The organism is Lacticaseibacillus sp. 53-4, assembly GCF_016861805.1.
Classification (GTDB): domain Bacteria; phylum Bacillota; class Bacilli; order Lactobacillales; family Lactobacillaceae; genus Lacticaseibacillus.
The window spans coordinates 1-19,250 of record NZ_BOLT01000032.1 but is presented as its reverse complement, the minus strand read 5'-3'; the positions used below and the strand labels follow the sequence as shown (position 1 = coordinate 19,250).

Annotated in this window: 16 protein-coding genes; 15 read left to right on the top strand and 1 reads right to left on the bottom strand. The window is 57.4% G+C overall.

Annotated features, from left to right (window positions below):
• Positions 1–360 precede the first annotated feature (360 nt).
• From JUF21_RS10460 to JUF21_RS10450, 3 genes are all read left to right on the top strand, one after another.
• Entirely contained in the window at positions 361–1,182 is an 822-nt protein-coding gene (locus JUF21_RS10460; RefSeq protein ID WP_203664502.1) for a LysM peptidoglycan-binding domain-containing protein, read from the top strand.
• 228 nt (positions 1,183–1,410) lie between these two features.
• On the top strand, positions 1,411–2,130 hold the full coding sequence (locus JUF21_RS10455; protein ID WP_203664495.1) for a bifunctional 2-polyprenyl-6-hydroxyphenol methylase/3-demethylubiquinol 3-O-methyltransferase UbiG: 720 nt from the start codon (positions 1,411–1,413) through the stop codon (positions 2,128–2,130).
• 428 nt (positions 2,131–2,558) lie between these two features.
• The gene (locus tag JUF21_RS10450; protein WP_203664493.1) at positions 2,559–5,756 is read left to right on the top strand and encodes an SNF2-related protein; all 3,198 of its coding nucleotides are present in this window, start codon (positions 2,559–2,561) and stop codon (positions 5,754–5,756) included.
• Positions 5,757–5,914: 158 nt separating this feature from the next.
• Here JUF21_RS10450 and JUF21_RS10445 read toward each other — a convergent pair whose 3' ends face one another.
• On the bottom strand, positions 5,915–6,145 hold the full coding sequence (locus tag JUF21_RS10445; RefSeq protein WP_203664491.1) for a hypothetical protein: 231 nt from the start codon (positions 6,143–6,145) through the stop codon (positions 5,915–5,917).
• 251 nt (positions 6,146–6,396) lie between these two features.
• Here JUF21_RS10445 and JUF21_RS10440 point away from each other — a divergent pair, with 251 nt between their 5' ends.
• The 12 genes from JUF21_RS10440 to JUF21_RS10385 all read left to right on the top strand — a co-directional run bounded on the left by JUF21_RS10440 (position 6,397) and on the right by JUF21_RS10385 (position 19,128).
• Positions 6,397–9,228, top strand: coding sequence for a glycoside hydrolase family 2 TIM barrel-domain containing protein (locus tag JUF21_RS10440; RefSeq protein WP_203664489.1), 2,832 nt, complete (start codon positions 6,397–6,399; stop codon positions 9,226–9,228).
• A 511-nt stretch (positions 9,229–9,739) separates the two neighbouring features.
• A complete protein-coding gene (gene trpD, locus JUF21_RS10435; protein ID WP_203664487.1) occupies positions 9,740–10,765 on the top strand; it encodes an anthranilate phosphoribosyltransferase in 1,026 nt (341 codons plus the stop codon).
• Complete coding sequence (gene trpC, locus JUF21_RS10430) at positions 10,762–11,559, top strand: indole-3-glycerol phosphate synthase TrpC (protein WP_203664485.1); 798 nt, start codon at positions 10,762–10,764, stop codon at positions 11,557–11,559. Before trpD ends, trpC begins: the two co-directional genes overlap by 4 nt.
• Positions 11,556–12,134, top strand: a complete 579-nt coding sequence (locus tag JUF21_RS10425; protein ID WP_203664483.1) for a phosphoribosylanthranilate isomerase — start codon at positions 11,556–11,558, stop codon at positions 12,132–12,134. Before trpC ends, JUF21_RS10425 begins: the two co-directional genes overlap by 4 nt.
• A 1-nt stretch (position 12,135) precedes the next feature.
• A complete protein-coding gene (trpB, locus tag JUF21_RS10420) occupies positions 12,136–13,344 on the top strand; it encodes a tryptophan synthase subunit beta (RefSeq protein ID WP_203664481.1) in 1,209 nt (402 codons plus the stop codon).
• Positions 13,337–14,116 carry a tryptophan synthase subunit alpha gene (trpA, locus tag JUF21_RS10415; RefSeq protein ID WP_203664479.1) on the top strand — a complete coding sequence of 260 codons (780 nt, stop codon included), beginning with the start codon at positions 13,337–13,339 and terminating at the stop codon, positions 14,114–14,116. The genes trpB and trpA overlap by 8 nt, the downstream gene beginning before the upstream one ends.
• Positions 14,117–14,295: 179 nt before the next feature.
• Positions 14,296–14,871: a PepSY domain-containing protein gene (locus JUF21_RS10410; RefSeq protein WP_203664477.1), complete on the top strand. Its 576-nt coding sequence runs from the start codon at positions 14,296–14,298 to the stop codon at positions 14,869–14,871.
• Positions 14,872–14,985: 114 nt separating this feature from the next.
• Positions 14,986–16,371: a trigger factor gene (tig, locus tag JUF21_RS10405; protein WP_203664469.1), complete on the top strand. Its 1,386-nt coding sequence runs from the start codon at positions 14,986–14,988 to the stop codon at positions 16,369–16,371.
• Between the two features lie 64 nt (positions 16,372–16,435).
• Positions 16,436–16,636 carry a hypothetical protein gene (locus JUF21_RS10400; RefSeq protein ID WP_125754831.1) on the top strand — a complete coding sequence of 67 codons (201 nt, stop codon included), beginning with the start codon at positions 16,436–16,438 and terminating at the stop codon, positions 16,634–16,636.
• 119 nt (positions 16,637–16,755) lie between these two features.
• Positions 16,756–17,304 carry a DUF805 domain-containing protein gene (locus tag JUF21_RS10395; protein WP_203664467.1) on the top strand — a complete coding sequence of 183 codons (549 nt, stop codon included), beginning with the start codon at positions 16,756–16,758 and terminating at the stop codon, positions 17,302–17,304.
• A gap of 129 nt (positions 17,305–17,433) precedes the next feature.
• On the top strand, positions 17,434–18,687 hold the full coding sequence (gene clpX / locus JUF21_RS10390) for an ATP-dependent Clp protease ATP-binding subunit ClpX (protein ID WP_203664465.1): 1,254 nt from the start codon (positions 17,434–17,436) through the stop codon (positions 18,685–18,687).
• 63 nt (positions 18,688–18,750) lie between these two features.
• A complete protein-coding gene (locus JUF21_RS10385) occupies positions 18,751–19,128 on the top strand; it encodes a DUF1304 family protein (RefSeq protein ID WP_203664463.1) in 378 nt (125 codons plus the stop codon).
• Positions 19,129–19,250: the final 122 nt, after the last annotated feature.

Sequence of the window (19,250 nt, the reverse complement as noted above, 5' to 3'; positions counted from 1 at the left end):
GCCGGCAAAACATATCAAATTAACTATAAAGTCATCACTGAACGGTCAAAGTCAGCAGCCTAGTTCAGTACTGACTACTTAGAAACCATGTGGCCATTTTGGAGGGCGTGTAGGTGCCTTTTTGCCTGGAACATTGCTAGTTGCCTTTTGTCACGCTATCGTCATACAAAATCGAAATATTACAATAATACAAATCATTCGAAATTTGTAATGCTCCTGTGTTTGCTCTGTGACCTGAGTCCGTTAGTATAGGGATTGTTGAATCGTTACTGGACAAACACATAGGAGTGAATAATTATCAAAAACTCACATTTAGCATGGCTCTTTACAACGGCAGCAGTACTTGGCACGGCAGTAGTGTTGGGGCAAACCAACTCTGTCAGCGCCGCTACCACCGGCGAGTACGTGGTTAAAGCGGGTGACACACTTTCTGCGATTGCCGCAGCAAATAACGCCAATGTCGACAAGCTGGCTGCAGCCAACAAACTGGCCGACAAAAACGTGATCATGGTCGGCCAGACGCTGACATTGAACGTCGCCGCTCAAGCCCAAGCCGTTTCGACTTCTACCTATACAGTTAAGGCTGGCGATACACTTTCAGGCATCGCTGCCAGCACCGGCGTTAGCCAATCGACTTTGATCAGCTTGAATGGCATTCAAAATGCCAATCTCTTGATGGTCGGTCAGGTGCTTAAACTTGCCGGCGTGCCAGTCGCATCGCAGACTCAGGCAACAGCACCGGTCGCACAAACTGCGCCGGCTCAGACCGCGCCAGTTCAAAAGGCGGCGCCAGCGCAGAGCGCACCGGCCAAGACTTACACGGCACCGAAGACTTACAGTGCCCCGAAGACATATACGGCAACGAAGTACACGGCTCTTCGTTACACTGCGCCGAAGTACACCGCACCAAAGACGCAGACGGCACAGCCGACCACGACGTATCGCAGCACAGCAGCCGGCAGTGAAGCGGCTGCGAAGGCTGCTATCGCCCAGCGCGAATCCGGTGGTTCTTACACCGCCCGCAATGGTCAGTACATCGGCAAGTATCAGCTCAGCTCCTCATACCTGAACGGCGACTACTCAGCTGCCAACCAGGAAAAGGTTGCTGATCAGTACGTTGCCAGCCGTTACGGCAGCTGGTCCAACGCCTTGGCACATTCCAACGCCCAGGGTTGGTACTAAAATAGATGAATAAGGTTTGCCGAGGCGCAGCTGCGTCTCGGCTTTTTTTTTGCACTGCGAGTGAAGGCTTGCGGCGTACTCAAATTTAACGTGCAACTACGGTTAAGTATTCAGGCGTGAATACGGCTGTGTCGCCACCATCAAGAATTCGGACCGGTGATATACTGAACCTGACTAAAACCTGGTGGTACCAGTAAAGTCTTGGCCTAAGCGCCACTGGAGGAAAAAATGAAAAACACATACGATGACCCCAACTTTTTCGATACGTATGCCAATATGGCCCGGAGCAAGGATGGACTAAAAGGCGCTGGTGAGTGGCCGAATTTTAAACGGCTGCTGCCCGGGCTCAAGGGCCTGCGTGTGCTCGATATGGGTTGCGGCTACGGCTGGCAGTGCCGTTACTTCGCGGAGCACGGCGCGGTGAGCGTGCTTGGCATCGACAGCTCTATGCGCATGCTGGACGCGGCCAAAGAACGAACACACGACGACAAAATCAGGTATCAACTGGCGGACATCACCACTTTTCAGGCGCCGGCAGACAGCTTCGATTTGGTGATCAGTTCGCTGGCGTTTCATTACGTCGAGGACCTCGATATGCTGATGGCGCACATCGCGATCATGTTGCGGCCCGGTGGCACACTGCTTTTTACCATTGAGCACCCGCTGTTCACGGCGGAAGGCCACGAGCAGTGGGTGAAAACCGCGGACGGGCAGGAAGTGTGGCCTGTCGATCACTATTTTGATGAGGGGCGGCGGACGACGACTTTTCTCGGGCAGCCGGTGCCGAAATACCATCACACCCTGACGACCATCGTCAATAGCCTGCTGAAAAACGGCATGACACTCACCGGGCTTGACGAGCCGCGCGGCAGTGCCGAAGATATTGCCACAAACCAGTCGTGGACCCGGGCACCGATGATGCTGATCGTGCGGGCGAGCAAGAGATGAGCGTCAAGCAATCCAGCCTCGCACACTTTGGGTCGGGGGAAAATCAGAACGGCCACATGCTGAAATTGAGAAACGAGACACGACAAATTTTATTATTGGCGCGGCGCTCCTGACAATCCAATCTGTACCAAGTGATTGCTCTGTTGGGCTAAATTTGAATGCGCTCGCGCATCGAATTTGTCGGCGGCCTGTTCAGTAATGACCACTTGAGCATTCATATTATCGGCAGTTGGCGCTTTACTCGCAGCAACGCGGTTAGCTGAGTTAGACTGCGCCAATTTTGATATTTTCCGTGTCTAATCTTCCAAAAACCAGCATCCGGCCCGATTTTTTCTTAGGGCTGTTCGCTCGATCTAGACAGAAGAGCCGGCCGCGGGTTGCCCGCGTCTGTGTTAAAATCGACATACTGAAACAAAAGGGGCAAGCGCATGGCGAGACGGAAAATGCCGAGTATTATGTGGACGCGCGGCGAGAAAATCGTGCGGGCCGGCAAGGTGGAGATCACCGCGGTCGACCAGGGTCGGGGAATCGAGGCAACCGTGTACGGGACTGAGCCGTACACGGTGATTTTGGGTGCGGACGCCGACGAGGACTTTTGCAGCTGCCCGTATTTTCCCGGCCACGGCTACTGCAAGCACATCGCGGCGGTCGAAATTTATTTTCGCGATCAGAACGAAGACGTTGAGGACGTGATTGAAGAAGGCGACATGCCGCTCGAAAAGCCGGTCTTCAAATGGGTGCCAGCCAAGCCGGAAAAGCAGTCCAGCGGCCAGCGCTTTATGCAGCTCCGGGCCATTGAGCCGGCGCCGCTGTTTCACGGCCCGGCCAGCAAAACGGCGGCGATCCCGCTGGCGCTTCAGGTCACCCTGGGCGTGGCCAGCGTGGAGACCGACAACTGGGAGACCGAGCTGCGCTTTTTCATTGAGCTGCACATTGCGGCCCGCGAAGGCGGCGGGCATTTTTACGTGGTCTCGGATCTGTGGCGCTTCTTTGACGCTTACGAAGATGAGGCGCGCTTTGACACTAACGGCAAGGCGAGCTACGTGTTGGCGCACAATGCGTTCACCCAGCCTGAGCGCGCGCTGCTGGATTCGATGTCTGCAGCCTACCGCACCAGCCGCGACCATGACGTGAACAACGCCGCGGCGGCGAGGGAGCTGATCCTGGCGCCGGGCAGCCTGCGCGAGCAGATGAAAACCTTTGAGAAGCTGGCCAATTTTAAGTTTGAACCGTATCGCGACCGCTCGTTTCCGCAGGTGGTGATCGCGCCATTCACGCCGGACTCGGGGCTGTTCAGCATGACAATTACCCAGACGCACGCCGGGTTCCAGGTCGCGCTGGTGGCCGACGCGGGGCTGGTGATGCGCCGCGACCGCATGCTGGTGCGCGATGACCACTGCTACCAGCTGACTGAGGCGCAAATGGCACTGGTGGACAAGCTGCTTGACCCCGGCATCAGTCCGGTCAGCCCGCAGAGTTGGCAGCAAAAACTGAACTTCAGGCCGGACGAGGGCGGCGCCGTCCGCACGCTAGCGGACACGTTTGCCAAAATTGGGCCGGTGACTGGTGCCGAACTGGTGGCCGCGCCGGCGATGACGCCGCTGTTTGCGCTGGACCGCGACCTGAATGCGATCACGCTGTCGCTTAGTTTTGATTACGGTGGCAAAAAAATTGCCGCCGGGGCGCCCGCCACGCTGAATCAGCCGCGTGACACCGTCAAGGAGCGCCAGGGGGTCGATTACCTCACCAGTCTGGGGTTCAAACCGATCAAAACGGTGTGGCGTCTGGCCGTGCCGGATGCCGAGACCATGTACGACTTTTACCAGCAACTGCTGCCCAACCTCCGCGAAAACGGCGAGGTGACGGTCAGCCCTGCGCTGGCGGCCATGGTCCAGGACGGCAAGGCGCTGGCACCCAAGGTCGACGTCAGCGAAAAGAACGGGCTGCTCTCGATTTCATTTTCGCTGAAGGGCGTGCAGTCCGGCGAAGTGGACCAGATGCTGAGCCAGATCGATGTCGAACGGCCGTACATGACGCGCAAAGACGGCTCGCTGGTGATCCTGGACGATCCGCTGCGCCGTGTGGCCAAGGCGCTGGCCAACCTTCGTCACGGTCAGCTGCATCACGGTAAAGTCGAGGTGCCAGCCGCGCAAACGCTCGCGGTCCAGGCCGCGTTGGGCAAAAGCGCCGACTTCGATGCGCAGGTCAAGCACTTGGCGCAGGATCTGACGCATCCGGAGCAGTTTAAAAGCGACAACCCGCTGGCCGTGAACGCCACGCTGCGCCCGTACCAGAAGGCCGGCGTGCAGTGGCTGGAAATGCTGAATGCGCACGGCTTCGGCGGCATTTTGGCCGATGAAATGGGCCTAGGCAAAACCCTGGAAATGATTGCCTTTTTGATGCATCACCTGCAGGCCGGTAAGCCGAACTTAATCGTCGCACCGGCGTCCTTGCTGTACAACTGGCAGGCCGAGTGCGCGAAGTTTGCGCCGGTCCTCAAGGTGGCCGTGGTTGACGGCACCAAACTCGAGCGCACGGCGGTGATCGCGGGGAACGACTTTGACATCTTGATTGCCTCATACAACAGTGTGCAGCGCGACGCCGCCGAGTACGCCAAGAGGCCGCTGAACTACCTAGTGCTGGACGAGGCGCAGTTTGTCAAAAACAGCGCGACCAAGACGCACCAGAGCCTGCGCAAGCTGAAGCCGCGCGCCACTTACGCGCTGTCGGGCACGCCAATCGAGAACCGAACGGGTGAGCTGTGGGCCATTTTTGCGCTGGTCCTGCCAGGGCTTTTACCGAGCAAGAAAGTATTTGAGAAAATGTCACCGGACGAGGTCGCACTGCGGGTGGCGCCGTTCATTCTGCGTCGCGAAAAGCAGACAGTGCTCAAGGATCTGCCGCCGCTGGTCGAAACCAATCTGACCAACGAAATGACCAAGGCACAAAAGACGGTTTACCTGGCCCAGCTCGAGCAAATGCAGGTCAAGGTGCGCGGGCTGTCCAGCCAAGGCTTGGTGAAAAACAAGCTGGCCATTTTGGCCGGGCTGACCCGACTGCGCCAGCTGTGCGACACGCCAGCGCTGTATGTGGACGGCTACCATGGCGGCTCCGGCAAGCTGGATCAGCTTGAGGACTTGCTGACCGAGGCGGCGGAAAACGGTCGGCGTGTGCTGATTTTTTCCCAGTTCACAGGAATGCTGGCCAAGATCCAGAAGCGGATGCAGGAGCTGAAGCTGAAGGACTTTCTGCTGGAAGGCGATACGCCGCCGAAGAAGCGGCTGGCCATGGTCGACGCGTTCAACGCCGGTGAGCGGCCATTCTTCCTGATTTCGCTCAAGGCGGGCGGCACCGGCCTGAACCTGACTGCCGCCGACATGGTGATCCTAGTCGACTTGTGGTGGAACCCGGCCGTGGAGGATCAAGCCATCGCCCGGGCGCACCGCATCGGCCAGCACCACCAGGTCGATGTGTACCGCCTGATCACGAAGGGAACCATCGAGGAACAAATCGTCAAGCTACAAACACAAAAGCGCGACCTGGTCGATCAGATCCTCAGCGGCACCGAGAATAAGGCGATGCTGAGCGATGCCGAGATTCGGCAGATTCTGGGAATCGATGAGTAAGCGTGACAACAATAAGAGGCGGTAGCCGTGGGGCGACCGTTTTTTTGTGGGATGGGGACAGCAAAACGTCAAAAAAAGACCCTAGATGGTTTGCTAGGGTCAGCGAATCAAAATTTTGGGGAGCGGCGCGGTTCCCAATGAGACTCAGCATCTCATATTCAGATCCGCTTGCAGCGCGACACGATATTGCGGCTGCACACGCGGATGCGGCCGTAGCGGGTGCACTGAACAAACGCCCCTTTATGCCGCGTTCCTCCAGGGCCGCATTCGACGAATAGCTCGTCGCCTGGCTCTAGCGGGTAGTAGGTCTCCACGCCGGCGGGATCAGTGCGCATGCCGAGAAAAGCCAGCTCGACTTGATAATGTGGTTGGAATTTGTTGAGTCGCATGGCAGTCTTGTCCTTTCAAAACCAATTTTCTTGGCTACTTGGGTCGTGATTGACCAGAAATGCTAATTCTGCACTTTTATTATAAAACGCGCCTACCCCGCTAGTCGCTTCAAAGGCCTTAGCAGACCCGGCGTTTGGGAGCTTAAACTTGGTACGCAGCAAAAAGTGTTCTATCGAGTTCCGCGGGCTTATCGCTGCGCTATACTGGGGGCAAATTGACGATCACTTGGTGACGTGTTGGAGGTAGGATCATGATCAAATTAGCACCACGCACACGCTTCTTCTATTACAACGATTTGGCAACGGCACTGGCGTACAAAGAGGCCGCATCGCCTTATACGCATTCACTGAACGGCACCTGGCAGTTCTGTTACCTGCAGTCCCCGCGGGAGGTGCCTGAGGCGTTCATTGCTGGCGATTACGATGCCATTGACTGGCAGACGATCAAGGTGCCTGGCCACATGGAGCTGCAAGGCTACGGCAAGCCGAATTACACGAATATCAGTTTTCCAATTCCAGTGGATCCAGAGGCGACCCCGGCGAAAAATCCGACCGGGCTGTATTTCCGCCGGTTCACATTCAAGCAGCAGCTGGCGCGCCAAATACTGCGCTTTGACGGTGTCGATTCAACGTTCAAGGTCTGGCTCAACGGCCAGCTGGTCGGGGATGGCCATGGCAGCCGGCTGATGACGGAGTTTGATGTCACCGACTTGCTGGTGTCAGGCGAGAACACGATCGCGGTACAAGTGCAAAAATGGTCCCAGTACTCGTTTCTCGAGGATCAGGACCAGTGGTGGTTGAGCGGGATTTTTCGTGATGTGACGATTGTCGATGAAGGCGGATTAGATGACCTGCAGATCACACCGCAGTACCAAAAGGGGCAGTGGCAGATCGAGGTGGAGGTTCAGGCTAATACCCAGCTGAGTGGCAAGGTTTATTTTGCCGATGAACCGATTGCCGAAACTGTACTGCCCGCCGGTAAAACCGTGTTCACGATTCCGAAGCCGCACGAGTGGACGGACGAGACGCCGAACCTGTACACGTTGGTCGTGGAAGATGAAACCGCCGGTGCCCTTGTGCCGATGCGTTTTGGGCTACGTCGGGTCGAGATGATCGACGACCAGATCTGTCTGAATGGGGTGCCGGTGCTGTTTAACGGCGTCAACCGGCACGAGTTTAATCCGGAAACCGGCCGCGCCCTCACGCAGGACTATATTCTGAGTGAGGTCACCCAGATTAAACGCGCCGGCATCAATGCCATTCGCACGTCCCACTATCCGAACACACCGTATTTTTACGATGTGTGCGATGAGCTCGGGCTGCTGGTGATCGACGAGTGCGACCTTGAGACCCATGGCATGTATGTGACTGAAATGCCAACCGATGATCCGTACTGGCAAGGCGAGTTCGTTAGCCGCGCCGAGCGCATGGTGCACCGTGACTTCAACCACCCAAGCATCGTCATTTGGTCATTGGGCAACGAAAGCGACTTTGGCCCAAACCACGTGGCCCAGGCAGCCGCGATTCGCCGGCTCGACCCCAGCCGCCTGATCCACTACGAAGGCGACCGGGAGACGGAGGTCGCCGACATGTATTCAACGATGTATACGTCGGTTGAAGACATCGAAAAGCGCGCCGTTAAACTAACCCACCAGAAGCCGCACATTTTGTGTGAATACGGCCACGCGATGGGCAACGGCGCCGGCAGTTTGCAGGATTATCAGGACGTTTTCCGGTTGTACAAAAGTGTCCAAGGCGGTTTCATCTGGGAGTGGAAAGACCACGGGCTGAAGCAGGACACGCTGGACGGCCCGAAGTACGTTTGGGGCGGCGCGTTCGGCGAGCCGGTCAATGACGGGACATTTTGCATCGACGGGCTGGTGCGCCCAGACCGGGTGCCGTCGCCGGGGTTGCTTGAATACGAGCACGTCATCCAGCCATTCCAGTTTTTCGTGGCGCAGAACCATGTTGTCGTTAAAAATTTGTACCATTTTCAGACGACCCAGGACATGGTGCTGCGTTGGCGGCTTGAGGTCGCCGGGGAAAAGGTGGCAGGTGGCCAAGTCGCATTGCCTGCGCTTGAGCCAGGTGCGCTGAGCCCAGTCCTGGCGCTGGATCTGCCTGAGACAATTGGCGCGGATGCGCTGCTTGATCTGAGCGTTCAGACGACGACGCAGCAAGGCGTGTTTGAAGCAGGGGCGCAGTTGGCGTCTGATCAGGTGGCTTATCAAGGGTTGCCGGCACAGCCTGATGCGCCGACCACGGTCAGCCAAACTGCGGCGATGGTGACCATCACGCGCGGGCCGCTCACCGTGACGGTTGACCGCGGCACTGGCAACATCACGCAACTCGCACAGGCCGGGGCGCAGCTGCTGGCAGGGGACATGGCGCTGACGCTGGACCGCCTGCCAATCAGCAATGATATGAACGTGGTGGCGGAGCGTCAAAAGAAACGGATTGCGACGCTATTCGCGCGCTGTGAAAGCATTCAGTTGACCCAAAACGACGACACGGTGATGCTGGCGATTCGGCAACGCGTCGCGCCACCAGCCATCAACTGGGGCATCGAGCTGGCGGTGACGCTGTGGGTCAGTGCGGCTGGCGTGACCATCTACACGAAGGGCTGGTTCGACGGTGAAAAGCCGACCGAAGTGCCACGCATCGGCTACCAGCTGCCGCTGACCACCACCGTCAAAGCCGTTGACTGGTTCGGCCGCGGCCTTGGCGAAAGCTATCCGGATAGTCTGGACGCCGCGCCGCTGGGCCACTATCAGCTCAACCGCGACCAGTGGGGCTTCCCGTATGTGGTCCCGCAAGAATCTGGTAACCGCATGGGCGTGCGCTGGGCGACAATCATGACCGCGCAGGGATCGAATCTGCATGTGGACGGGCTTAACCCGCTGAACTTGAACGTCGTTGGTGGGGATGGCCAGCCGCTTGGCAATCAGTCTGCAGATCAAGTACGGCTGGACGCGCGAGTCCAGGCGCTCGGCAGCAACAGCTGTGGGCCGCTGCCGCTGAAGCGGTATCGGTTGTATACGGATCCTTTCGATTTCACCGTGACGTTGAGTCTGCAGAAATAATGGCGACATTTTTGCGCGAACGCCAGCAGAAATTTTCCTGGTTTGGCCAAATTAATTATGTGAAAACCATTGACGCAAGATGAGAATGTGATTAGTATAAGAGCTAATCAAATAGCACGTCCATAAACCGCTGAGGTGGAGATCAAGACTATTGTGCACGCGCAGAGAGCGACCGGAGCTGGGAGTGTCGTCGAACGCAGATAGTTAAATGGACCACCGAGGGGCTGCCCAAAAGCCGAGTGTATTTTGCTTGGTGAGTCAGGAAGCACGTCTGGCACGCGTCAGTTGCCGGCAGGGTGTTAGCCCTGTGCTAAGGGGGATTCTGGATCGTCAATGGCGATTAGATCCAATTAAGGTGGCACCGCGAGTGAGAGCTCGTCCTTAAACAGCATGACTGTTTATGGGCGAGCTTTTTGTATTCTCATAAAAGGGGTAATCAACATGGTCGATAAACGATGGCAAGGCCAACTTCGCTGCCTGACACTAACGGATTCCAATAAGGAGAAAAATCATGACATTACACGAAGCAATCAACACATTGGTCAACCACAACGATCTGACATTTGACGAAACTAAGGCGGCGCACGACGAGCTGACTTCCGGCACCGCGGACGCGACGATGATCGCCAGCTACCTGACGGCGATGGCGGCCAAGGGTGTACGCCCGCAGGAAATTGCCGGTGCCGCGGATTCACTGCGGCGCAAGGCGTTGCCGTTTGACCCGCAGGCCAAAGTGATGGAGGTCGTCGGCACTGGCGGCGACCACAGCGATTCCTTCAACATTTCGACCACCTCGATGTTTGTCATCGCGGCGGCCGGCGTCAAAATCGCCAAGCACGGCAACCGCGCGGCGTCTTCCAAGAGCGGCGCGGCCGATGTGCTCGAGGCGCTGGGCTTTGACATCAACGCGACACCGGAAAAGTCTGCACAGCTGCTGGCAGATTACAATTTCTGCTTCCTGTTTGCGCAAAAGTATCACCCGTCCATGCGCTTCGTCGGTCCGGCCCGCAAGGAACTCGGCTTTCCGACCATCTTCAACCTGATTGGCCCGCTGGCGAACCCGGCGCGGCCAACGTATGAGCTGCTCGGCGTCTACAGCAAGAACCTGATGCAGCCGATGGCAGAGGCTATCAGCCAGCTCGGCGTCACTTCCGGCATGGTAATTCACGGCGAAGACGGACTGGACGAAGTTACTGTCACCGGTCCGACTGACGCGATTCGCATCAAAAATGGCCAATTCGAGCAGCTGACGCTGAACCCTGAAGATTACGGCTTCAAGATTGCCGATAAAAAAGCCCTGGTTGGCGGCACGCCGGCCCAAAACGCGCAGATCACGCGTGATGTGTTGAGCGGCAAGGACCAAGGGGCCAAGCGCGATGCGGTTATTTTCAACGCCGGCGTGGCCCTGAGCCTGACCGACGCGGCGCCGACCATTCAGGCCGGCATCGACTTGGCCCGCAAGACCATTGATTCAGGGGCCGCCATCAAGCGGCTGGACGATGCATTAGCAGTTGATCACGTTGAGGTGAGTGCATGATTTTGGACGACTTGGTGGCCGCGACCCAAAAGCGGCTAACTCGAGAAAAAGCTGAATTGGCGCCGGCAGCGCTGCACGAACAGGCGCTGGCCGCGCCGGTCCCGCCGGCGGCCGCCAAGTTGCCAGTCCAGCTGCATCAGCATTTTGGCATCATTGCCGAGTGCAAGCAGGCGTCTCCGAGCAAGGGGCAAATTGCCGCGCGTTTTCCGGTGACGCAAATTGCGAGCGACTATGAGGCCGCCGGGGTCGACGCCATTTCGGTACTGACCGAGCCGGATTATTTTCACGGCCAGCTGGCGGACCTCAAGGCCGTCACGCAAACGGTGAAAACGCCGGTGCTGCGCAAGGACTTCACCATCGACCGCTACATGATCGACCAGGCACGGGTCAGCGGCGCGACCATGGTGCTGCTGATCGCAGCAATCCTGCCAAGCGAGCAGCTCCGCGACCTGTACGAGTACACCCTGAAAATGGGCTTGTTGCCGCTGGTCGAGTGCCACTCCGAAGCCGAGATCAACCGCGCGCTGCCGCTGCACCCGCAGCTGATGGGCGTCAACAATCGCGACCTGCGCGACTTTTCGGTGGATTTTCAAAACAGCATTCGCCGACGCAAGCTGATCCCGCAAGAGATTGCGGTGATCGCCGAAAGCGGCGTGACCAAGCCCAGTCAGCTGCAAGAGCTGCAGGTGGGCGGGCTGAACGGCGCGCTGATTGGTGAGACCTTCATGAAAGCGGCGGACCGGGTCGCAACCATTCGCGAATACCGGCGTGCCGTGGCGGGAGTTCAAGCATGACGGCGGTGAAAGTGTGCGGGCTGATGACGCAGGCCGATGTGAACCTAGTCAATCGGGTCCACCCGGATTACGCTGGGTTCGTCCTGGCGGCGGGGCGCCATCAGGTCAGCCAAAGGCGCGCGATGGCGCTGGCGGCGGGTCTTGAAGCCGGCATCACGCCGGTGGCGGTGGTGGTCGAACCAGACACCGCTGAACTGGCGAAGCTTTTTCCCATTATCACCACGATTCAGCTGCACCGCCCGGCCGACCCGCCGCTGGTTGCCGCGCTGCACGCGCTGGGGTTTGACGTGTTCGCGCGGGTGAATGCTGAGCAGCCGCTGACCACGGCGGATATGGCACTGATGGATGCCGGCGACGGCTCCGGTCAGACGCTGGACTGGCACCATCTGCCGGCCACCAACCGGCCGCTGATGCTGGCCGGCGGACTGGACGCAGCTAACGTTCAGGATGCAATCGCCTGCGCGCAGCCGGCGCTGGTCGATGCGTCAAGCCGCCTAGAAACTAACGGCCGCAAAGATGCGACGAAGGTGCATGCCTTCGTCGCCGCGGTCCGCGAGACAGAAAGGAACGTTTGAGATGTTAAAAGATAACGAGACTGATAAAAAAGATAATCGCTTCGGGGAATTTGGCGGCCAGTACGTGCCGGAAACTTTGATGTCCGAGCTGGAAAAACTGACCAAGACCTTTGAGGACTGCAAGACGGATCCCGCGTTTCAAAAGGAGTTCCACGACCTGCTGAATAACTACGCCAACCGGCCATCGCTGCTGTATTACGCGAAAAACATGACCGAGGACCTCGGCGGCGCGAAGATTTACCTCAAGCGCGAGGATCTCAATCACACCGGCGCACACAAGATCAACAATGTGCTCGGCCAGGTGCTGCTCGCCAAGAAGCTGGGGAAGACTCGGCTGATCGCCGAAACCGGTGCCGGCCAGCACGGTGTGGCCACGGCCACCGCGGCCGCACTGTTCGGCATGGACTGCGAGATCTTCATGGGCAAGGAAGACACTGAGCGGCAGCGCCTGAACGTGTACCGCATGGAGCTGTTGGGCGCCAAGGTGCGGCCGATCACGTCCGGCCAGGGATTGCTCAAAGACGCCGTCAACGCGGCGCTGCAGGACTGGGCGGCGCATCCCGATGACACCTATTATCTGATTGGATCCGCCATGGGCCCGGGGCCTTATCCAGCCATGGTCAAGGAGTTCCAAAGTGTCATTTCCAAGGAGTCCAAGCAGCAGATTCAGGAAGTCGAAGGGAAGCTGCCCGATGCCATCGTTGCTTGCGTCGGCGGCGGCTCCAATGCGATCGGTTCGTTTGCCGAGTACATCGACGATCCCAGTGTCAAGCTGTACGGCGTTGAGGCGGCCGGCCAGGGGATTCACTCAGGCAAGACTGCCGCGACCATGGAGCTCGGCACCCCAGGCATCTTTCACGGCATGAAGTCGGTCTTCCTGCAGAACAATGAAGGTCAGATCGACAAAGTGTACACGATTTCCGCTGGCCTTGATTACCCAGGCATCGGGCCTGAGCACGCCGCGCTGGCAGCCAGCGGGCGCGCGAAGTACGTCGGCATCACCGACGACGAGGCGGTGGCGGCGTTTGAGTACATCGCCAAAGAGGAAGGCATCATCGCCGCAATCGAAAGTTGCCATGCGGTGGCTTACGTCCAAAAGCTCGCGCCGACCATGCCGAAGGATTCAACCATTATTTGCACGTTGTCCGGGCGCGGCGATAAAGACGTGGCCAGCATCGCGAAGTACCGGGGGGTAAAGGGCATTGAGTAAATTACGAGACGTTTTTAAAAATGGCCACAAGGCATTCATTCCATTTGTGACGGCAGGCGACCCATCCGCTGATAGTACCGTCAGCCAGGTCCTAGCATTGGCCAACGCCGGTGCAGACATCGTCGAGCTCGGCGTGCCGTTTTCCGATCCGATTGCCGATGGGCCGGTGATCCAGGCGGCTGGGCTGCGCGCCTTTGCTGGTGGCATCACGGTCAACGGCGTGTTCGACATCGTGGCGAAAATTCGCGAAACCTCACAGGTGCCGCTGGTGTTTCTGACCTACGCCAATATCCCGTTCAAGTACGGCTACGATAAGTTCACCGCGCGCTGCGAGGAGCTCGGCGTATACGGCTTGGTCATTCCCGACCTGCCTGCTGAGGAAGCCGGCGAGATCCTGCCTTACACCGAAAAACACCATGTCGACCTGATCCCGCTGATCAGCCCGACCTCGGGCAGCCGGCTCGAAAAATTGGTCCAGCACGCGACGGGGTTCATTTATATTGTGTCCGCGCTCGGTGTGACCGGTCAGCGCGACGGGTTCTCGCTGAATCTGCCGGAGCTGATCGCCAGTCTGCGCAAGGTCACAGATGCGCCGCTCTGCATCGGCTTTGGGGTCCACACCCCGGAGCAGGCCAAGACGCTGGCCAAGGAAGCAGACGGGGTCATCGTCGGTTCGGCCATTGTCCAAATGGTGGCGGATAACCCTGATCCAGCACCGGTCATCGGCAAGTACACGAAGGAAATGGTGGCTGCTGTCGAATCCGCGGAGTAGCGGTCATGGCGGCGGAAAAAGTTTAAATTTTCAAGCGATTACGGGACGCTCTCGGGCGCCCTTTTATTATCTTCAGAAAACTTATAAACAGGATAAACTATTTTGCTATGCAGGCAGCAAAACATTTGGTAAACTTGGTTTAATGACAGCGCAATCACTCACCGTAAAGGAGTCTGACAATGATCAAACGCGTCCTTATAACCATGGTTGCTCTCACAACACTGGGGCTGGCCGCCTGCGGCCATGATGATGATGATGATCACCAAGCCAAAGACCAGAGCAGCCAGACGACTAAATCCAGCCAGTCGACCAGTAGCAAGACTGCGCAAACCTTGCCTAAGCAGACGCTGGACCAGGCGTGGGCCATTTTCGTCAAGGCGCACCCGGATGCGCAGGTGACGTCAGTGAAGGTCGACCGCGAGACTGGGACTTATATGTATGAGATCACCGGCAACGTCGGTACGACCGAGCACGAAATGACGATCAACGGCGACACCGGCGAGACCGTCCAAGACGAGGAGGACGCGACCGACGACAACGACCCGGCAATCAAGCGCGACGGGTTGAAGCCGCTCAAGGACATCACGAGTGCCGCGACCAAAAAGCTGGCCGGCAGCACCGCCACCGAGTGGGACCTGGACACTGACAACGGCCAGGTCCAGTGGGAGGTTTCGCTGCAGCATAACAGCGGCGAGCACGTGGTTCACGTCGACGCGTACAGCGGAGTTGCGTCTGACGCCGTTGCCGATGATTAGCCGCCCGTAAAGTTTTTTTCTTGGCAGGCCCACCTAACGTTTACAAAGGTGGGCTTTTCGCGTATTATGAGACAGTATGTAATACGAATAACAGAAAATAGTCGGAGGGATATCATGGCTTCAAACTGGGAAAAGAAAGGCGACACAGAAGGTGTTTTGACCTTCGAAATCGCGCAAGATAAAATCAAACAAGGGCTGGACCAAGCGTTCAACCGCGTTAAGAAGAGCCTGAACGTACCTGGCTTCCGTAAGGGTCACGTGTCTCGCACCGTGTTCGATCACATGTACGGCGAATCCGCACTCTACGAAGACGCCCTGAACATCGTGATGCCAAGTGCCTACGATGCTGCGGTTGCCGAAGCCGGTATCAACCCGGTCGACCAGCCAAAAGTTGACATCGACTCGATGGACGAAGGCAAGCCGTGGGTCATCAAGGCCACCGTTACCGTAGCGCCAGAAGTTAAGCTGGGCGACTACAAGGGCCTTGAAGTCGACAAGCAGGACACCACCGTTTCTGACGAAGATGTTCAAAAGGAACTGGAAGACAAGCAGAAGAGCCAGGCGGAACTCGTCCTCAAAGAAGACGGCGAAGCGGAAAAGGGCGACACGGTCACGATCGATTACGTCGGCACCGTTGAAGGCAAGGAATTCGATGGCGGCTCCGCCAAAAACTACTCCCTGGAGCTGGGCTCCAACTCCTTCATTCCTGGCTTTGAAGATCAGCTGATCGGCCACAAAGCCGGCGATGAAGTCACTGTCAAGGTTACCTTCCCGGATGACTACCAGGCCAAGGAACTCGAGGGCAAGGACGCCGAATTCAAGACGACCATCCACGAAGTTAAGAGCAAGGAGTTGCCTAAGCTGGACGACGACTTCGCCAAGGACTTGGACGACGAAGACGTTGACACTCTTGAAGAACTGAAGCTAAAGATCAAGTCTGACCTGCAGGAAAAGAAGGACGACGCCGCTAAGGACGCCATCCAGGAGCAGGCCATTGCCAAGGCCGTTGAGAACGCCACGATCCCGGCGATCCCACAGGCTATGATCGACACCGAAGTCGACAACCAGATGAATCAGTACATGAGCTCCATGCAGCAGCAGGGCATCTCCCCGCAAATGTACTACCAGCTGACCGGCACGTCTGAAGACGACCTGAAGAAGCAGTTCGCGGCCAACGCCGAGAGCCGCGTCAAGACGAACTTGGTCCTTGAAGCCGTGGTTAAGGCGGAAAAGATCGAGCCGACTGACGACCAAGTCAAGGAAGAGATCAAGCGCCTGGCTGGCGAGTACAATATGGAAGAGAAGGCTGTTCGCAAGGCCCTCACCGACGACATGCTGAAGCACGACATCGGCGTTCAGGACGCGATCACGTTGATCACGGACAACGTCAAGGAAGTCGCACCGAAGGCAGAAAAGAAGCCGGCCAAGAAAGCTGATAAGCAGGACGACGCCAAGGCTGAACAAAAGGCCGACGCTAAGGATGCCAAAGACGCCAAGTAATTAACGTGGCGTTGCACCTCTCGCCTAGGCGAGAGGTGTTTTTCTATTCTGAGGAGGGTGGCCCATGATTCGATTATCCCGCTTGATCGTGCGGCTGGCCGGCGGACCTGGCAAGCGGCCGCTGCTCATTATGCTGAGCGGCCTGGCGCTGGTGCTGCTGTCGCGGCGCCGCGGGCTGAGTCAAACCGCCCGGCGGCTGGTGTTCACCATCGGGATCGCCGCCATCGTGGCCGGGCTCTTGTTCCTGGTGCTGGGCGTTAACTGAACACAGACGAAAAGGCCGGGTCACCGGCCTTTGTTGTACGTAAATATCCAAGAGGTCGAATTAATGACAGCATGCGACAGGTCGTGTATGCTGTAGTCAAGAAAACGGGAGGTGACGTCATGGCCAAACCGGTCAGTACTGAGGTGCAGCGTCAGACAGGCAACACATACTATCGCGCCGGCTTTTTGCGGGCGGGGATCGGCTTTTTTGCCAACTACGTCAATTTCACTGGTCGCTCCAGTCGCAGCGAGTACTGGTGGGTCGCGCTGTGGCGGCTGCTCATTGCGGTCTTGTTCGTCGCGGCGGCGTGGCTGATTTTGGGGGTTGATGAAGGCATCGTCAAGTTGTTCAGTGGGGACATGCCGCGCGTGGCCAGCTTGATTGCCTGGTTTTTGATTTTGATTCTGTACGGCCTGGTAAGCATCGTGCCGGCGCTCGCGCTTGAGGTGCGCCGCTTCCGCGATGCCGGCTGGTCGTGGTGGTGGATGGTCGGATTTTACGGGACGGCCTCGCTGGGCGGGATTCTGGTGTCCACTGGTGAGCTTAACAACCAACCATGGGGCTATGCCATTGGCACGGCGCTGATCGTGGTAACCGCGATTTTTGAACTGGTCATCGATCTGCTGCCGACTAAAAACCCGCCTGTGGCCGGAGATCAGGTCAACTAAACTGCGGCCAATTTAATGAGGCGCCGCGCTTGCAGGGACCCTAGGCGTATGCTATGCTAGCGCGAGTGCAACTAGGAATGATGCCCTCAGTTTGGTATCATGGAGTTAACAAGAAGGGGTTGAAAGTTAATGTTTGACAACGTTGAAACCACCGGGCCTGTGACCTGTTCGTTCTGCGGCAAGTCGCAGGACCAGGTGAAAAAGATCGTTGCTGGCCCTGGCGTTTACATCTGTAATGAATGTATCGACCTGTGCAAGGAGATCATTGACGAGGAGTTCAAGCAGGATGCCGCTGACAACATGCTCGAAGTACCGAAGCCAGTCGAGATCCTGAAGGTCCTAAACGACTATGTGATCGGCCAAGACGCCGCCAAGAAGGCGCTGGCCGTTGCGGTTTACAACCACTACAAGCGCGTGAACCAGATGAACGTGGCCGAAAAGGGCGACACGGAGCTGCAAAAGTCCAACATCGCCTTGATCGGGCCGACTGGGTCCGGGAAAACCTTCCTGGCCCAGACGCTGGCGCGCATTTTGAACGTGCCGTTTGCCATCGCGGACGCGACGACCCTGACCGAAGCGGGTTACGTGGGTGAAGACGTTGAAAACATCTTGCTCAAGCTCTTGCAAAACGCCGACTACGACGTCGAGCGCGCGGAAAAGGGCATCGTCTACATCGATGAAATCGATAAGATCGCCAAAAAAGCTGAAAATGTCTCGATCACGCGGGATGTTTCCGGTGAAGGCGTTCAGCAGGCGCTGCTGAAGATCTTGGAAGGCACCATCGCCAACGTGCCACCGCAGGGCGGCCGCAAGCACCCGCAGCAGGAATTCATCCAGATCGACACGACGAACATCCTGTTTATTGTCGGTGGTGCGTTTGATGGCATCGAATCAATCGTGAAGAACCGGCTCGGCGAAAAGACGATTGGCTTCGGCAAGAACTCAGACGAGTCCAAGCTCGCCGAGGGTAAGTCACTGATGCAGCAGGTCGTTCCGGAAGACCTGATGAAGTTCGGGATCATTCCTGAATTCATCGGCCGAATCCCGATCATCGCCTCGCTGGAGAAGCTGACTGAAGACGACTTGGTCCGCATCCTGACCGAGCCCAAAAACGCGCTGGTCAAGCAGTATCAGAAGCTGTTATCCCTGGACAACACCGAGCTAGAGTTTACGTCCGGTGCGCTGCACGCGATTGCTCATAAGGCGATCGAGCGCGACACCGGGGCGCGCGGCTTGCGGTCCATCATCGAAGTGGTCATGCAGGACATGATGTTCACCCTCCCCTCAGAACCAGACGTGACCAAGGCCGTTGTGACCAAGGGCGCCGTTGAAGGAACTGGCAAACCCGAGCTGATTAAAGCAAAAGACCAAAAGGCGTCCTAAGTAGGCGCATGTCCGCGGCGGAGTGTTTCGCTGCGGGCATTTTTGTATGAGGAGTGAGCGAAAATGATGATTTGGTGGTTAAAGGCATTACTGGTGCTGATTGGGGTCGAGCACCTTGGCATCGCGGCGCTTGAAATGCGCGGGACGCCAGCCAGGCAGGCCAGTGTCTTTGGGATGCCGCTTGAGTTTGTCAAACAGCCGCACGCGCAAATCGCCCTGGCTAACCAAGGTGTTTACAACCTTATGCTGGGTGCGGCGATGCTGGCGAGTGCCTTCACCATCGCCGGGGCGGCCTTTGTGACCGTTGCGTTGATCCTGCTGGTCTTTCTGCTGGTGGTCGGCGTTTACGGTGGGGTGACCGTGACGCGCAAGATTTTCCTGGTGCAGGTGCTGCCGGCCGTGATTGGGCTGGCGCTGGTGCTGATTGCACTGATGGCCTAACGATTCGATCAAAGCGCCAAAAAAGGTCTCAAACCCGCTGCTGATGGATATACTCCTTCTTGGGTAGACAAGCAAATAATTAAAGCTTGTCTTCCTAGGAAGGAGTTTTTTTATGGGCCGGA

Bases quoted from the DNA above. Each gene is read 5' to 3' on its own strand.
- tig (WP_203664469.1), top strand. From the start codon at position 14,986: ATGGCTTCAAACTGGGAAAAGAAAGGCGACACAGAAGGTGTTTTGACC.
- JUF21_RS10450 (WP_203664493.1), top strand. From the start codon at position 2,559: ATGGCGAGACGGAAAATGCCGAGTATTATGTGGACGCGCGGCGAGAAA.
- JUF21_RS10410 (WP_203664477.1), top strand. From the start codon at position 14,296: ATGATCAAACGCGTCCTTATAACCATGGTTGCTCTCACAACACTGGGG.
- JUF21_RS10385 (WP_203664463.1), top strand. From the start codon at position 18,751: ATGATGATTTGGTGGTTAAAGGCATTACTGGTGCTGATTGGGGTCGAG.
- JUF21_RS10400 (WP_125754831.1), top strand. From the start codon at position 16,436: ATGATTCGATTATCCCGCTTGATCGTGCGGCTGGCCGGCGGACCTGGC.
- JUF21_RS10455 (WP_203664495.1), top strand. From the start codon at position 1,411: ATGAAAAACACATACGATGACCCCAACTTTTTCGATACGTATGCCAAT.
- JUF21_RS10395 (WP_203664467.1), top strand. From the start codon at position 16,756: ATGGCCAAACCGGTCAGTACTGAGGTGCAGCGTCAGACAGGCAACACA.
- clpX (WP_203664465.1), top strand. From the start codon at position 17,434: ATGTTTGACAACGTTGAAACCACCGGGCCTGTGACCTGTTCGTTCTGC.
- trpD (WP_203664487.1), top strand. From the start codon at position 9,740: ATGACATTACACGAAGCAATCAACACATTGGTCAACCACAACGATCTG.
- JUF21_RS10425 (WP_203664483.1), top strand. From the start codon at position 11,556: ATGACGGCGGTGAAAGTGTGCGGGCTGATGACGCAGGCCGATGTGAAC.
- trpB (WP_203664481.1), top strand. From the start codon at position 12,136: ATGTTAAAAGATAACGAGACTGATAAAAAAGATAATCGCTTCGGGGAA.
- JUF21_RS10440 (WP_203664489.1), top strand. From the start codon at position 6,397: ATGATCAAATTAGCACCACGCACACGCTTCTTCTATTACAACGATTTG.
- trpC (WP_203664485.1), top strand. From the start codon at position 10,762: ATGATTTTGGACGACTTGGTGGCCGCGACCCAAAAGCGGCTAACTCGA.
- JUF21_RS10445 (WP_203664491.1), bottom strand. From the start codon at position 6,145: ATGCGACTCAACAAATTCCAACCACATTATCAAGTCGAGCTGGCTTTT.